The organism is Kitasatospora sp. NPDC032150 (genome assembly GCF_055579945.1).
Genome location: NZ_JBVIMH010000034.1, coordinates 42,608 through 56,486 on the forward strand (window position 1 = coordinate 42,608; position 13,879 = coordinate 56,486).

Sequence of the window (13,879 nt, forward strand, 5' to 3'; positions counted from 1 at the left end):
CTGTGGAGTCGATCCACCGGGGGGCGGCATGTCGCGGCGCGCCCGCGTGCGCGTTCCCTCACTGCGCACATGCCGTACGACACACACCAGAACCGCCGGATCACTTCCAGCTGTCCACAGACCACCAACAGCAACTCACAACACCAGAAGCCAGGTTCGCGGGGCCCCAGGCCCGTCGCACTCGCGGACCTGCCCGGGACACCGCCGCGTGGGGGCGTGCGGATCCCGGGCACCGGTTCCACCGCCCGAGTCGCTCTTGGGCTACTGGAGCCACGCCTCCCGGCGACTGCCGGCCTCTTCGGAGGCCGGGACCGGCCGACGCACCCGGGTGCGTTCGGGGATTCACCTACGGGAGGTGCTCGGCACTCGTGCCGGGCTGTACAGCAGGCGCCGTGTTCGGCCGCGTGGGGGCGGCCGTCACGGCGTCTGTTGTCTTTTCCTACTGTGGGCCGTTGCTTGTCCAGCAGTCAACGAGTTTTCGGCCGCCAGATTTATTCTCAGCCTCCGGCGGGCGGTCGGCGATTCCCCCGCGGGTGCATCCCGGCCCGGTCGACCCGATCCCTCCAACTCGGATGGGACAGAGCGGACCTGACATCGTCTCAGTCGACTTTCCAATCCGGCCGACGGCCCCGGCCGAATCAGATCCTGAGCGGAACGCCCCGGTTCCGATCGGATCAGCTCGATCCTCACCGGGACCGGAGCGTTCCGGACCGGTTGGTCCTGATCAGGTGAGGTCGAACTCGCCGTCCCTGGCTCCGAGCACGAAGGCGCGCCACTCCGCCGGCGTGAAGACGAGCACTGGCCCTTCCGGCTGCCGGCCGTCCCGCATCGCGATGTACCCCTCGACGAAGGCGATCTGCACATCGCCCACACCCTGGCTGCTCGAGAGCCACTCGGCGTCGGTGAGATCCAACTTCGGCTTCCGGCTGCCCTCCAGGGTCCCCGTGCCGCCGTTCTCCACGCTCGTCCCGCTAGTGGCCACCGTTGTGCTCCTCCCGACAAGTTCCGAAGCCCCAGGGTAGCCACGCCCGGCCCGCGCGGAAGACCTTGCGCCCAGGTCTCCTCCGACCGGGGCCAGTCGACCGGTTCCAGCCGTGGCGGGGCGGGGACTGTGCTATCGGATGACACGGCCCCGGTTCGCCCCGGCGGACGCGCCGGGCTGCGAGAGTGTTGGTCGCACGCCCCCATCACCCTGCCCTCGATCCACCACCCTTAGTCCCCCGCTCACCGGCCCTACCAGGCCCGCCCACCACTCCTGCCGGCCCACCCGCCGACCCATTGGCGAGCCGCACTACCCAAGCCCGCCGGCCCCTAGCCCCGCCAACCCCTTCTCGCCCGCCAACCCCTTCTCGCCCGCCGATCCCGCCAGCACCGCCCACCCGCCCTGACCCGCCCACCAGCCGGGCCCATTCCACGCCCCCAGGCCGACAGGAGCAGCCGATGGACCGCCGGGACGCCCCCCAGGCCGACGTCATCCCGATCTCTTCCGCGCCGTCCGCGCCGCACGCCGAGGCCCCGGCCGCGCGGCCGGGTCGGCCGACGGGACACGGCCGGGTCGGTGTGGTGCTGGTGTCGCACAGCGCCGAACTCGCCGCCGCCGCCGGCGCGCTGGCGGTGGCCCTGGCGCACAGCGAGGACCCGGCCCCGGTCGCCACCACCGGCGGTAGCCTGGGTGACGGCCCCGGCACCAGCGCGGTCCTGATCGCCGCGGCCGCCCGCCGGGTCGACCAGGGCCACGGGGTCGCCGTCCTCTCCGATCTGGGCAGTGCGGTCACCACCGTCCTGGCCGTACTGGCCGAGGCGGACGAGCACGGGCTGCCCTTCCCGGTCCGCTTCGCCGACGCCCCGTTCGTCGAGGGCGCGGTCGCCGCGGTGGCCACCGCCACGGCCGGCGGCGACCTCTCGGCGGTTCTGGACGCGGCCGAGGAGATGTACCGCCAGCACAAGCTCTGAGCACCCCGCCGACGGCCACCGCCCGGAGCAACCGCTGGGCGTCCTGGAACCTCAGCAACCGCTGGGCGTCCCGGAACCGGAGCAGCCGCTAGGCGCCCGCGAAACTGAAGGCGGTCGCGCCGTCGAAGGCCAGGGCGATGTCGATCCTGCGCCGGGTGTACTCGTCGAGCTCGGGCAGGGCCTCCAGCCGGAACCAGCCGACCTCGAAGGACTCGTCGTCGTTCACCCGCGCCTCGCCCGACACGGGACGGCAGCGGAAGGTCAGGTCCAGGTACTGGGCCTGGTCCCCGTTCGGGTACTGCTGCAGCTCGGAGACCGTCACCGAGGTGAGCGCCTCCGGCAGCACCCTCACTCCGGTCTCCTCGAGGCACTCCCGCACCATCGCGTCGGCGGGCTCCTCCCCCGGGTCGATGATGCCGCCGATCAGCGCCCAGCGGCCGGTGTCTGACCTGAGGTTGAGCAGCAGCCGGTCCTGCTCGTCGACGACCACCGCGGTGACGGCGGAGAGCCAGAGCGGCCGGGTCCCGACGAAGGAACGGAGATCGGCGAGGAATGGAGGGATGGCCATGGGCAGACCTTACGCGCCGGGCACTTCCCCGGACTCACCGAGAGCCCGCTGACGCCCCATCCGCCTCCTGCGCAACAGGCGCCTCCCACAATCACGGGACGGCCCGGACGCACGGTCAGGGCCCGGTGCTCCGGAACAGGGCCAGCGCCACCCGGGTGAGCAGCAGCACGCCTGCCGCCAGGCAACCGGCCACCGCCATCGCCCAGGCCGGTCCGTCGCTCTCGGGGACCACCACCGCCACCACGATCCCGGCAGCGACGCAGACCACGCCGACCGCACTGATCAGCAGTTGGTGCCGCTCCACGGCGCAGCCGCCGAACAGCCGCGCGAGACGGCCGCCCGGCTGCTCACGTTGGGTCTCTCCCATGGCACCCACGGTATACCCGAGCGGCTCGGCCCACCCGGTCCGTTCGGCCCGGCAGCGCGCCCATGCCGGCGCCCGGCGCGGTCCGGCCCCAGCCTTGCCGGAGCTCGGTGCGGTCCAGTCCAGCGCGGCCGCGAGTGCCGCCACGCGCCCCCGTGTGAGCCCCGACGAGCTGCAGCGCGCCCCTTGAGCGTCCCTCGCACCGCCGTAAAAATCCATTGGCCGCCGTACAACCATCCGCGGGCCCGAGTGGTCTCCATTACATCGACCGAGCCACACCACCGATCCGACCCACCCGCCCGCTTCAACCGCGTCAGCCAGACCACTGCATCAGCTGGACCATCCAGGACCGTCCCCGGCGAGGGTTGGGAGTCCCCCCGTCGCGGGCCGGAGATCTCGGGTGCGGAGCCGCCGCGCCCTGGTGCCGGAGGCCTTGTGACGGCGCTCCGGCGGCGCCACCACGCCGCATCGGCGACCGAGGGGGACCTGTGCCGTATCCCGAATCCACCACCGTCAGCACCCGCCCCGGCGGCCCGTCACCGGCCGTCCTCCCCGCCGCTCCCCAACCCGAGCGGGACCGGGGTGGCTGGCTGCGCTTCTCCCCCGTCCAGCCGTTCTTCCGGGCCCGCGCGGCGCAGCGCCTGGCCGTGCTCGCGTACCACGGGGTGACCGATCCGCGTTCCTTCGGCGCCCAGCTGGACCGGCTGCGCCGGCTCGCGACGCCGGTCTCGCTGCAGGCCGTGGAGCGGGCGATCTCCGAGGGCCAGCCACTGCCGCCGCGCAGTGTGCTGATCACCTTCGACGACGCCGACCGTACGGTGCTGACGCACGCGCTGCCCGCACTCGCGGCGCGGCGGATCCCGGCGGCGGCCTTCGTGATCGCCGAGCTGATCGGCACCGACCGCCCGTTCTGGTGGCACGAGGCCGCGTTCCTGGCCCAGCACGGCGGTCAGGCGCGTTCGCTGTCGACCAGCGGCCGTCCCGACCAGTTGCTGGCGCGGCTGAAGGCGCTGCCCGACCCGGACCGCCGGCGGACGCTGCACGAGCTGCGGGTCAGTGCCAGCCGCCGTCCGCCCGGTCAGGAGCAGCTCGCTCCGGAGGATCTGCGGGCGCTGCGGGCGGCGAAGGTCGCGATCGGCAACCACACCATGGGCCACCCGTGTCTGAGCCGGTGCGACGACGCGACGGTCGCCGCCGAGATCGTGGGCGCGCACCGGTCGCTCACCCAGTGGCTGGGCGAGCCTCCGACGGCCTTCGCCTACCCCAACGGAGGGTACGAGCCCCGGGCGGATTCGGTACTGCGCGGGCTCGGCTACCGGTTGGGTTTCCTCTCCGACCACCGGCTCGGCCCCCGGCTGCCGGTCCACCCGCTGCGGATCAGCCGGCTGCAGGTGGACTCGACGACCTCGACCCGCCGGTTCGACACCATCCTCTCGGGGCTCGAACCGGCGGTGCAGCGCTGGCGCAGGCACCCCGACGGGGAGTGACCTGGGGCCCCGCAGCCGGGACGCACCGGACGCGGCCGGCCGGGGGCAAGGCTCGGCCGAGCATGGGACGGATGCTCAGCCCGCGGCCGGGACGGGGGCGACCAGCGCCCGGCCCTGGGCGTAGTTCGAGGCGGCGGCGGGCAGCTCGGTGACGCGGCCGCCATGCAGGACGGTGAGGGTGCCACCGCCGGTGGTGGACGCGGCGGCGCCGATCCGCCGCAGGGCCTGGGCGGCGACCGCGGCGGCGGAGCCGAAGCAGACCGGTCCCGGGGCGCCCTGGCCGACGGCGGCGCGGATCCGGTCCTCGACCAGTTCGTAGTGGGTGCAGCCGAGCACGATGGTGTCGGTGCTGGCAGGGGTGCGCGCGGCGGCATTCGCGATGGCGGCGTCGATGGCGGCGTCATCCCCGTGCTCGATGGCATCGGCCAGCCCGGGGCAGGCGATCTCGGTGATCTCCTCGGCGGCTCCGCCGAACTCCTCGATCAACCGGCGCTGGTACGGGCTGCCGGTGGTGGAGGGAGTGGCCCAGATCGCGACCCGGCCGCCACCCGCGGCGGCCGGCTTGATCGCCGGTACGGTGCCGATCACCGGCAGGTCCGGCTCCAATTCGACCCGCAGTGCCTCCAGGGCGCGCACCGAGGCGGTGTTGCACGCGACCACCAGGGCGTCCGGGCGCTGCGCGGCAGCGGCCCTCGCACAGGCGAGGGCGTGCGCCGTGACGCCCTCCGGCGTGAGCGGTCCCCAGGGCATGGTGTCGGGGGCGGAGGAGAGCACCAGGTCCGCGTCGGGTCGCAGGTGTCGCACGGCTGCCGCGGCGGCGAGCAGGCCGATTCCGGAGTCCATCAGTGCGATCTTCACAGGGCACGACTCTACTGGACTCCGCGCCGCGGCTTCGGGGAACGCCTCTGACCCACCATCCGTCCCCGGCGGGCCGGGCCTTCGGCAGGCCGACGCCGGCGCGGAACGTGACTGCATCGGGCCCGGGACACCCGGGGTGCGCGCCACACCGAGAACGCGCTCGCCGGTTGGGGTGGGCGGGCGCCACCCGTGGGGCAGACTGCCGGGGTGACCGTACTGCGCTGGCTGTCGGTGGTGTCCCTGCTCGGCTGGCTCTATCTGGCCGCCGGCCACGGCATGTTCTGGCGGACGGATCAGCGGCTGCCACCGCGCCGGCCGCCCGGCCGCCGGCCCGAGGTGGCGATCGTCGTCCCGGCGCGCGACGAGGCGGAGGTGCTGCCGCTGAGCCTGCCGAGTCTGCTGGCGCAGAAGTACCCGGGCCGGGCGCGGGTGGTCCTGGTGGACGACCACAGCGGCGACGGCACCGGCGCGCTCGCCCGGCACCTCGCGGAGACCGGCGGACTGCCGCTGACCGTCACCACGCCTCCCCCGGTGCCGTCCGGTTGGACCGGCAAGCTCTGGGCACTGCGGCACGGCGTCGAACTCGCCGGTCAGGTCGACTACCTCCTGCTCACCGACGCGGACATCGCCCACGGTCCGGACTCGGTCGCCGACCTGGTCGCCGCCGCCGAGAGCAACGGGCTGGACCTGGTCTCGCAGATGGCCAGGCTGCGGGTCGCCACCGGCTGGGAGCGGCTGATCGTGCCGGCGTTCGTGTACTTCTTCGCGCAGTTGTACCCGTTCCGGTGGAGCAACCGTCCCGGGGCCCGGACGGCAGCGGCGGCGGGCGGCTGTTCGCTGGTCCGGCGGGAGGCGCTGGAGCGGGCGGGCGGGGTCGCGGCGATCCGGGGCGCCGTGATCGACGACGTGTCGCTGGCCCGCGCGGTGAAGTCCACCGGCGGCCGCACCTGGCTGGGGCTGGCCGAACAGGTGGACAGCGTCCGCCCGTACCCGCGACTGGCCCAGCTGTGGCGGATGGTCTCGCGCAGCGCGTACACCCAGCTGCGGCACTCGCCCCCGCTGCTGGCCGGCACGGTGGCCGGGCTCGGGCTGGTCTATCTGCTGCCGCCGGCGGCGCTGCTGACCGGCCTGTCCACCGGGCGGGCCGGCCTCGCCGCGACCGGCGGGGCGGCCTGGGGGCTGATGGCGGGCACCTTCCTGCCGATGCTGCGCTACTACCGGCAGCCCGCCTGGTCCGCGCTGCTGCTCCCGTTCACGGCCCTGCTCTACCTGCTGATGACGGTGGACTCGGCGGTCCAGCACTGGCGCGGTCGGGGCGCGGCGTGGAAGGGCCGGACGTACCGGTGAGAGCGGTGCCGACGACGGGCTGCGTCGCTCCGGGAGCCGGGCGGAACGCGGTTCGACGAAACTCGGTTCACAACCGGGCCGTCTCGGCGCAGACTTTCCCGATGGACCGTCATCTGATCTCCCGTATCGCGCACGCCGAACACCCCGTCGCGGCGCCGCTCTCCGACGAGTCGGTGCGAGGGCTGCTGGACCGCGCCCTCGGTGCCGGTGCCCGACGCATGCTGGATCTCGGCTGCGGGGAGGGCGCCTGGCTGCTGCGCGCCCTGGCGGCGCGGCCGGAGCTGCACGCGGTCGGCGTGGACCTGGACGCCCGAGGCCTGGCTCAGGCCCAGCAGGCGGCCGCGGTGCTCGGGGTGTCGCAGCGGATCGGGCTGCACCACCAGGACGCCCGCGAGTTCAACCATCCGGAGCTCTTCGACGCGGTGCTGTGCGTGGGTTCGACGCACGCCTTCGGCGGTCTGCTGCCGACGCTCACGGCGATCGGCCGGCATCTGGCGCCGGGCGGTGTGGCGCTGGTCGGCGAGGGGTTCTGGGAGCGGGAGCCGACCGGGGCCGCGCTGGCGGGCCTGGGCGGAGCGTCCGCCGCGGACTACGACGATCTGGCGACCACCGTCGACCGGGTCACGGCCGCCGGGTGGACGCCGGTGTACGGGCATGTCAGCAGCCGGTCCGAGTGGGACGACTACGAGTTCTGCTGGACCGGCTCGCTCGCGGCCTGGGCGCTGGACCACCCCGAGGACCCGGACAGCGCGGAGGCGGCGGCGGTGGCCGCCGAGCACCGCGCGGAGTGGCTCGGCGGCTACCGGGGCACGTTCGGGTTCGTCACCCTGGCGCTGCGGCGGACGGCCGACCCGGGCACGGGCGGCACCGGCACCGCCCGCTAGCCGGGGGCGCGGCACTCAGGACCGGGCGATCAGGTCGTCCAGGACCTCGGGCATCCGCTCCACGCCGCCCGCGCGGCTCGGCGAGGTACGCAAACGGCCGCCCTGCACCACGACGGTCGGCACCTCCTTCACCTCGTACCTGACCAGCAGGTCGGACGCGCCCCTGGCGGCCCGGTCGACCTCCGGCGAGCGGTAGGCCTCGCGGAACGCCCGGGCGTCGAGGCCCTGACGCCGCGCCCAGTCGGCGGCCTGCTCCTCACCGGTCAGGTCCTCGCCCTGATCCCGCACGGCGCGGAAGGCGGCGAGCTGCAGGCGGTCCACCTCGCCGAGCTTCTCCAGGGTGTAGTACAGCCGGGCGTGCGCCAGCTGGACCTGCTCGTCGGGCCCGCCGGGCCAGACCGCGGGGACCCTGCGCAGCGTCACGTCCCCGTGGTGCCGGTCGGCCCACTGCTCCAGTGGCTGCTCCAGCTGATGGGAGTGCGGGCAGCCGTACCAGAAGAACTCGACGGCCTCCTGGCGCTCCGCGGTCCGGACCGGTCGCGGGTGGTCGAGGTGGGCGAACTGGGCACCGTCGTGCGGGACTTCGGGGACGGCGGCGGCGGAGGGGCCGGTGAGCAGTCCACCGGCGAGGACGAGCAGGGCGGCAGTGCGCAGCAGAGGGTTCATGGGCGCCACCCTGCCAGTCACGGAGAGCGACCGGCCAGTCACCGATCGGGGCGTTGAGGGCCATTCACCCGACCAGAGCAGTTTGAAAGCGCTTCGGCTCGCACGTCCGTCCAGCTCCGCACGGCGGTCCCCCGGCAGCGCCCGCTTCCGGGGCCGTGGCGGCAGTGCGGCACCTGACACTCTCACGCCCGCGGTGCGGCCTCCGGACGCACACCCGGTCGCCCCCGGGGACCGGGACTCTCGTTCGAAGCCGGGACAGAGCTGCGACGGTTAGCCAGTTCAGGTGAACTCGGCTGGACCACAAGGGCGTTGGATCGGCAGGATCGTCGGCCGGGCCCGTCGGCCCCGCTCCCATGCCTGCCCCCGAGTTTGGAGTTCCCGGTGTTCAAGGGATTCCGCAGCTTCCTGCTGCGCGGCAACGTCGTCGACCTGGCCGTCGGCATCGTCATCGGTGCAGCCTTCACCGCCGTCGTCACCGGGTTCGTCACGGCTTTCCTCACCCCGCTGGTCGGAGTCGCGGCCGGTGCCGTGGGCGACTTCAGCCAGAACCACTTCACGGTCGCGGGGACCACCTTCCCGTACGGCGCCTTCCTGAACGCGCTGATCACCTTTGTGCTGATCGCCGCCGTGATCTACTTCTTCGTGGTGGTGCCGGTCGGCCGGCTGCAGGACCGCTTCTACCCGGTGAAGGACGTCCCGGTCACCAAGACCGACTGTCCCGCGTGTCTGAGCTCGGTCCCGGTCGCCGCCACCCGCTGTGCGTACTGCACCTCGGAGCTCGCCGGTCAGCCCGGAGTGCCGGCCCAGACGACGCAGAACCGCTGACCTCGGCGCATGCCCGTTGACGGGCGCTCAGCCCCCGGCGCCCTCGCCCTGTGACCAGGGTACGGGCGCCGGGGGCTTGCCGACGACCTCCGCGCGCCCTCGGTTCGCGACCAGCACACCGGATTACGTCCGGAAGGTGGCGTTCGTCCGCTGTTCGACTGTCCATCAGACGACGGATTGGCCGAATCTGAACCAGCAAAATGTCGGATCTAAGCAAGTTCGAGCGGTTTGTGCGAGCGAAGACTCTGTAAACACTCGAACTCCTGGGCCTTCCAGTCTCCTCAGCAGGCACAGTTGGGCTTACGGTATGCCCCATGACCTCGCCCCGCTCCTACGACGGAGTCGGCTACCCCTCTCCGTCTTTTTCCTCCGGCACGCCCATCTACGACAGCCTTGTCGCGGAGCGCGGGGTGCCGCAGATCGCCCCGATCAACGTGCCGGCGGCGCTGCCGCCCGCCCTCCCGTCCGGCTACGCCTCGACGTCCGGCTACGGTGCGTCCGGCTACGGCCCGGGCACGCAGGGCCTCGGCACCCCTGGCCTGCCCGCCCCGGCGATCCCGACTCCCGGCCTCCCGGCTCCGGGCTTCGGCACCCAGGGCCTTGACGGCCCGACGGGCAACCTGCCCGCACTGCCTCCGGCCCGCCTCGCGCTCGGCCCGGGCTCCGGTGGCAGCGGGCCCGCCACCGCGTACCTGCCCGCGCAGGCGGCCCCGGTCCCGGCCGGGTACGCGGCCGCACCGCAGCCGCCCGCACCCGGCTACGGCGGTGTGCAGCCGGTCCTGCCGTCGCAGCGTCCGGTGGCTCCCGTCCCCGCCCAGTCGTTCCAGCCTCAGGCCGGTCAGAGTCTCGGCGGGCAGAACAGCTTCGCGTCGGCGCCGCAGGGCTTCGGCGGGCAACCGTCCGGCGGCCTGCCGGGCCAGGGCGGGCCGAACGGCCAGAGCTTCGGCGGGCAGGGCTTCGGCGGCCAGCAGTTCGGCGGCCAGGCCTTCGGCGCCCAGGGCATGGGCGGCCAGCCGCAGCAGGGTTTCGCCGACCAGAGCCTCGGCGGGAACCAGTTCCGCGCCGCCGCGCCGGTCGCGCCCGTGCGGCCGGTCCAGCCGCAACGTCCGGCGCAGTACGGCGAGCAGCAGTACCAGCAGGGCCTGGGCCAACAGTTCGCCAACCCGCAGGGCGGTCTGCAGGCCAACGCCTTCTGACCGGCCGCGCGCCCACTGAGTAACACCCCGAGAACCACAGGACCCGGCGAACGAGGGCGCCGGGCCCGGCAGGGCAAGGGTCGTCCGCGAGGGCCGTCCCGATCGCAGCATGCCTGCGGTGGGGACGGCCCTCGCACATATGCGCTACTGATGCTGGCAGGATGTCGACATGCCACAGCTCACCGCACTTCACATCCACCCGTTGAAGTCCGCCTACCGACTGAGCCCCGGGAGCGCCCGGGTCGAACCCTGGGGCCTGGCGGGCGACCGCCGGTGGATGCTGGTCGACGAACGGGGCAAGGCGTACACCCAGCGCGAGAACCCGGCCGTCGGCCGGTTCAAGGTGCTGCCCGGCGAGGACGGCTCGCTGGCCGTGACCGGTCCGGACGGTGCCCGCCTGGTGGTGGCCGCGCCGTCGGGTGCCGCGGGCGCCGAGCGGGTCAAGGCGGACATCTTCGGCTCGGTCTTCGAGGCGGCGCCGGCGGGCGAGGAGGCACAGCGGTGGTTCGGCGAGCGGCTTCCGGGTGTGCGGCTGCTGCACCTGGACGATCCACGCAGCCGCGCGGTGAGCCCGAAGTACTCCGAGCCGGGCGAGACCGTGTCGATGGCCGACGGCTTCCCGCTGCTGCTCACCACCACGGCCTCGCTCGCCGCGCTGAACGAGCTGATCGCCGCCGAACACCCGGGGGACGAGGTCAAGGGTGCGGCGCTCCCGATGGAACGGTTCCGCCCCAACCTGGTGGTCTCCGGCACCGGGGCATGGGCCGAGGACGGCTGGCGCCGGATCCGGGTCGGCGAGCTGACGTTCCGGGTGGTCAAGCCCTGCGGCCGGTGCGTGATCACCACCACCGACCAGGAGACCGGCGAGCGTTTCCAGGAGCCGCTGCGGACGCTGGCCAAGTACCGCCGCTTCGGGAAGAGGCTGGTGTTCGGCCAGAACCTGATCCCGGACCGCCCGGAGGGTGTGTCGGGCGACCTGCTCGGCACCGTCCGGCTCGGTGACGAGGTCACCGTGCTGGAGGAGGGTCCGCGCCCTGAGCCGGACCGCCGCTGACCGGGGCTGACCGGAAGTGACCGGCGCTGACCGTGGCAGGCTGAGGCATCGGCACCCGGCGTCCGCTCGCTCGTTGTCCTCGGTGAGCGTCCAAGGGCCCGGGCCGGGCACGCTACCGTGGGCACGGGGCGGGCAGGTTCGATGAAGGTGGGATGACGGTTCGTCATGGGTGAGCACAGGGTCCGGGTCACGCAGGACAGCGCCTCTCGGTGGCGGCGGCGCGCCGGGGATTACCAGACGCTGGGCGAGGCGCTCGCGGCGGCCGAACCCGGGGACACCCTGACGATCCGTCCCGGCACCTTCCGGGAGGGCCTGGTGGTCGACAAGCCGGTCACCCTGGTCGCCGCCGAGGGCCCGGGCACCGTCCGGATCGATCCGCCCGGCGGGGTCGCGCTGCTGATCACGGCCGCCGTCACGGTGCGCGAGCTGGTGGTCGAGGGCAGCGAACTGTCCGCCCCCGCCGTACTGGTGACCGGTCCGGAGGCTGCCGCCGAACTGGTCGGATGCCGGGTGACGGCGCGCTCCTCGGCCGGTGTCGAGGTCGCCGACCGGGCCCGCGCCGCCCTGCGCGGCTGCACCGTGCACAATCCCTCGGGCCTCGGCATGCGGGTGCGCGCGCAGGCCGCCGCCGTGATCGAGGACAGCGAGCTCGCCGAGGCCGGACAGGCCGCGCTCGCCGTCCTCGGCGGCTCGACCGCCACGCTGGACCGCTGCCGGCTGCACCACGCGAGCGGCGCCGGGCTGCTCCTCGCCGACCCGGGCAGCAGCGCCGAGCTGACCGGCTGTGAGGTCTACGAGATCCGGGGCAGCGGTGTGCAGGCGGAGGGCCAGGCGGTCGGCCGGCTCACCGACTGCACCGTCCGCCGGGTCTCCGGCAACGGCCTCACCCTGGACACCGATGCCGAGCTCACCCTCACCGGCTGCCGGGTGCACGATCTGCCGGAGAACGCCGCCGACCTGCGCGGCCGCTCCCGGCTGGTGCTGGAGCACAGCACCGTCCGGGACTTCGGACGGGGCGCGCTGTCCATCTGGGACCAGGGCACCCGTGCCGAGGCGCTCGCCACCGAGATCCACAGCAGTGACGGCGACTACCCCGCCGTCTGGGTCAGCGACGGCGCCGGGCTCACCCTGGTGGACTGCTCGCTGCACGACCTCCCCGACGCCCTGTTCGTGCTGGACCGGGACTCGAGTGCGAGCGCCAAGGACTGCTCGTTCACCCGGATCCGCAGTTCGGCCGTCTCGGTAAGCAGCGGCGCGACCGTCGACCTCTCCGACTGCCGGATCCAGGACGCCGGTACCGGCCTGTGGTTCCGCGACCACGGCAGCGGCGGGCGGCTGACCGGCTGCGAGATCTCCGAGGTGGCCACCGGTGTGATCGTCACCAAGGGCGCCGACCCCGAGCTGCGCGAGTGCACCGTGCGGGAGAGCGCGGACGCCGCCGTGTACGTCTCGGCGCAGGGGCGCGGTGTCTTCGAGGACTGCCGGGTCTCGCACGGCGGGGGCTTCGGCTTCCACATCATCGACGGCTGCCGCACCGTGCTGACCCGCTGCCGGGCGGAGCAGAACGGCCGGGCGGGCTTCGAGTTCTCCGAACCCGGGCCGGTCGCCGAGGGGTGCGTCTCGGACGACGTGCCTTCGACGGCGGACGTCCCGGCGCCGCGCAGCGTACCCCCGGCCGGGGCCGTCGTCCGGGCCGTGGCGCAGGCCGCCCCCGTGCCGCTGGCGTCGGCCGCCTCGGCCGCGCGGATCGCGCCGATCCCCGACTGCCGCCCGGCCGGAGAGGCACTGGCGGAACTCGACACGCTGGTGGGCCTGGCCACCGTGAAGCAGGAGGTCCGCACGCTGATCGACCTGATCTCGGTCGGCCGGCGGCGTCAGCAGGCCGGGCTGAAGGCGCCCTCGCTCCGCCGCCACCTGGTCTTCACCGGCTCCCCCGGCACCGGGAAGACCACCGTGGCCCGGCTCTACGGCGAGATCCTGGCCTCACTCGGGGTGCTGCAGCGCGGCCACCTGGTCGAGGTGGCCCGGGTCGACCTGGTCGGCGAGCACATCGGCTCCACCGCGATCCGCACCCAGGCCGCCTTCGACCGGGCGAGGGGCGGGGTGCTCTTCATCGACGAGGCCTACTCGCTGGCGCCCGAGGACGGCGCCAGGGACTTCGGCCGGGAGGCGATCGACACCCTGGTCAAGCTGATGGAGGACCACCGGGACGAGGTGGTGGTGATCGTGGCCGGCTACACCGCCGAGATGGAGCGCTTCCTGTCCGCCAACCCCGGTGTTTCCTCCCGGTTCTCCCGCACCATCACCTTCCCCGACTACTCGGCGGACGAGCTGCTGCAGATCGCCCGGGCCCAGTGCGCCGAGCACGAGTACGCCCTGACCGAGGCCGCCGAGGCCGCCCTGCTGGACCACTTCGGCTCGCTGGAGCGCGGTCCCGGCTTCGGCAACGGCCGCACCGCCCGGCTGGTCTTCGAGACCATGGTCGAGCGCCATGCGATGCGGGTCGCCCAGCTCCCCGACCCGTCCACCGAGGAGCTCCAACTGCTGGTCCCGACGGACCTGCCCGGCTGATGGTCGGCCGGGCAGCCGGGCTGATCCTCTCCTCCCTCGATCTGCCGACCCACCGGCCTGTGGTTCGCACCCGACCCGGTGGACCCGCCGACCGGCCGACGGGCTG

The 13,879-nt window shown here is 73.7% G+C and carries 13 protein-coding genes; 8 read left to right on the forward strand and 5 right to left on the reverse strand.

All coding sequences use genetic code 11. The features are described from left to right. Positions 1-724 precede the first annotated feature (724 nt). Entirely contained in the window at positions 725-982 is a 258-nt protein-coding gene (locus ACZ5ON_RS29420) for a DUF397 domain-containing protein (RefSeq protein WP_465599059.1), read from the reverse strand. Between the two features lie 458 nt (positions 983-1,440). Here ACZ5ON_RS29420 and ACZ5ON_RS29425 point away from each other — a divergent pair, with 458 nt between their 5' ends. Then, on the forward strand, positions 1,441-1,953 hold the full coding sequence (locus ACZ5ON_RS29425) for a PTS-dependent dihydroxyacetone kinase phosphotransferase subunit DhaM (protein WP_465599061.1): 513 nt from the start codon (positions 1,441-1,443) through the stop codon (positions 1,951-1,953). Positions 1,954-2,041: 88 nt separating this feature from the next. On the opposite strand, the gene ACZ5ON_RS29430 is transcribed toward ACZ5ON_RS29425, so the two are convergent. Both ACZ5ON_RS29430 and ACZ5ON_RS29435 read right to left on the reverse strand, forming a co-directional pair. Further along, positions 2,042-2,521 carry an NUDIX hydrolase gene (locus ACZ5ON_RS29430; RefSeq protein WP_465599063.1) on the reverse strand — a complete coding sequence of 160 codons (480 nt, stop codon included), beginning with the start codon at positions 2,519-2,521 and terminating at the stop codon, positions 2,042-2,044. Between the two features lie 115 nt (positions 2,522-2,636). Next, a complete protein-coding gene (locus tag ACZ5ON_RS29435) occupies positions 2,637-2,888 on the reverse strand; it encodes a hypothetical protein (protein WP_465599065.1) in 252 nt (83 codons plus the stop codon). Between the two features lie 485 nt (positions 2,889-3,373). Between ACZ5ON_RS29435 and ACZ5ON_RS29440 the strand changes: the two genes are divergently transcribed. Further along, the gene (locus ACZ5ON_RS29440) at positions 3,374-4,372 is read left to right on the forward strand and encodes a polysaccharide deacetylase family protein (RefSeq protein WP_465599067.1); all 999 of its coding nucleotides are present in this window, start codon (positions 3,374-3,376) and stop codon (positions 4,370-4,372) included. A gap of 75 nt (positions 4,373-4,447) precedes the next feature. On the opposite strand, the gene ACZ5ON_RS29445 is transcribed toward ACZ5ON_RS29440, so the two are convergent. Continuing rightward, on the reverse strand, positions 4,448-5,230 hold the full coding sequence (locus ACZ5ON_RS29445) for a glutamate racemase (RefSeq protein ID WP_465599069.1): 783 nt from the start codon (positions 5,228-5,230) through the stop codon (positions 4,448-4,450). Between the two features lie 207 nt (positions 5,231-5,437). Here ACZ5ON_RS29445 and ACZ5ON_RS29450 point away from each other — a divergent pair, with 207 nt between their 5' ends. Then, positions 5,438-6,577: a glycosyltransferase gene (locus ACZ5ON_RS29450; RefSeq protein ID WP_465599071.1), complete on the forward strand. Its 1,140-nt coding sequence runs from the start codon at positions 5,438-5,440 to the stop codon at positions 6,575-6,577. A 101-nt stretch (positions 6,578-6,678) separates the two neighbouring features. After that, positions 6,679-7,461 (forward strand): SAM-dependent methyltransferase, encoded by a 783-nt coding sequence (locus ACZ5ON_RS29455; protein WP_465599073.1) that lies wholly within the window; start codon positions 6,679-6,681, stop codon positions 7,459-7,461. A gap of 15 nt (positions 7,462-7,476) precedes the next feature. On the opposite strand, the gene ACZ5ON_RS29460 is transcribed toward ACZ5ON_RS29455, so the two are convergent. Beyond that, positions 7,477-8,127, reverse strand: a complete 651-nt coding sequence (locus tag ACZ5ON_RS29460; RefSeq protein WP_465599075.1) for a thiol:disulfide interchange protein DsbA/DsbL — start codon at positions 8,125-8,127, stop codon at positions 7,477-7,479. Positions 8,128-8,508: 381 nt separating this feature from the next. Between ACZ5ON_RS29460 and mscL the strand changes: the two genes are divergently transcribed. From mscL to ACZ5ON_RS29480, 4 genes are all read left to right on the forward strand, one after another. Next, positions 8,509-8,952, forward strand: coding sequence for a large conductance mechanosensitive channel protein MscL (gene mscL / locus ACZ5ON_RS29465; RefSeq protein ID WP_465599077.1), 444 nt, complete (start codon positions 8,509-8,511; stop codon positions 8,950-8,952). Between the two features lie 314 nt (positions 8,953-9,266). Next, positions 9,267-10,148, forward strand: coding sequence for a DUF6643 family protein (locus tag ACZ5ON_RS29470; protein WP_465599079.1), 882 nt, complete (start codon positions 9,267-9,269; stop codon positions 10,146-10,148). 169 nt (positions 10,149-10,317) lie between these two features. After that, positions 10,318-11,202: an MOSC domain-containing protein gene (locus ACZ5ON_RS29475; protein ID WP_465599081.1), complete on the forward strand. Its 885-nt coding sequence runs from the start codon at positions 10,318-10,320 to the stop codon at positions 11,200-11,202. A 165-nt stretch (positions 11,203-11,367) separates the two neighbouring features. After that, positions 11,368-13,773: a right-handed parallel beta-helix repeat-containing protein gene (locus ACZ5ON_RS29480; RefSeq protein WP_465599083.1), complete on the forward strand. Its 2,406-nt coding sequence runs from the start codon at positions 11,368-11,370 to the stop codon at positions 13,771-13,773. The last annotated feature ends 106 nt before the right edge of the window (positions 13,774-13,879 follow it).